At 44.2% G+C, this 1207-nt stretch carries 2 protein-coding genes; both read left to right on the top strand.

The window, feature by feature from the left end:
* Positions 1 to 652, top strand: a 652-nt coding sequence (locus A3761_RS06310; protein ID WP_197472894.1) for an acyl-CoA dehydrogenase C-terminal domain-containing protein, incomplete at its 5' end; no start/stop codon positions are given.
* 211 nt (positions 653 to 863) lie between these two features.
* On the top strand, positions 864 to 1207 hold a 344-nt coding region (locus tag A3761_RS06305), incomplete at its 3' end, for an acyl-CoA dehydrogenase N-terminal domain-containing protein (protein ID WP_197472893.1).

Below are 1207 nucleotides of genomic sequence, written 5' to 3'. Positions count from 1 at the left end.
GAAAGCAGCTGACGAGATGTTAGGCTTCTTAACGCCTATTCTTAAAGCTTTCTGTACTGAAGCTGGTTACGAGGCTGCTAACCACGGTGTTCAGGTATTCGGTGGTCACGGTTTCATCGCTGAGTGGGGTATGGAGCAGATCGTTCGTGATACGCGTATCGCACTAATTTATGAAGGTACAACTGGTATCCAGGCACTTGACTTGTTAGGCCGTAAAGTTCTAATGACGCAAGGTGCTGCACTTAAGAACTTCACTAAGTTGGTTCACACTTTCTGTAAAGAAAATGCAGATAACGAAGGTTTGGCGCAGTTCATTGAGCCGCTAACCAAGCTAAACAAAGAGTGGGGCGATATTACGATGAAGATTGGTATGAATGCCATGAAGAATCGTGATGAAGTTGGTGCAGCGTCAGTTGATTACCTAATGTACTCAGGCTATGTATGTTTAGCATACTTCTGGGCGAAGATGGTTGATGTTGCTCAGCAGAAGCTAGCAGAAGGTACAACAGAAGAAGCGTTCTACAAGACTAAGCTGCAAACTGCTCAGTTCTACTTTGATCGTATCTTGCCACGTACTTTAGCTCACGCTCAAATGATTGAAGCGGGTGCCGAGTCTATGATGGCTGTTGAAGAAGATAACTTCGCTTTCTAAGCTTGAGTTAATCTGATTCAAAAAAAAGCCCGCATTCGCGGGCTTTTTACGTTAAAATGCGCCGCATGATTTAAATGTGCGGCGTTAGGTTTTCCCGGACATAAGTAAATCACACCCGAATAGCCACAAGCAGCTCGGGGTTTTTATTGAAAAATACCTTGTAAGACAAGGTTGTTACGTGTTGGATCAACAGAGGATAGAGGGTAGTTACATGGCTGAGTATAAGGCTCCGTTAAAAGATATTCGTTTCGTGATGAATGAAGTGTTTGGTGTAGAGCAGCTTTGGGCTTCGCTTGCGGGCACAAAAGACACCATCGATATTGATACTGCTGACGCAGTATTGGAAGAAGCGGGTAAGATCACTGCATCACTAATTGCACCTTTAAGTCGTAATGGTGATGAAGAAGGTTGTAAGTGGACTGACGGTGTTGTAACGACTCCAGCGGGTTATAAAGAAGCTTATAAGACTTTTGTTGAAGGTGGTTGGTCAGGTCTTACGGGTAACCCTGAATACGAAGGAATGGGTATGCCTAAAATGGTAGGTGCTCAGTATGA

The sequence above is a fragment of the Oleiphilus sp. HI0123 genome, from assembly GCF_001635315.1.
Note: the sequence above shows the minus strand (reverse complement) of the source record. Positions and strands in the feature narration are given on the sequence as shown.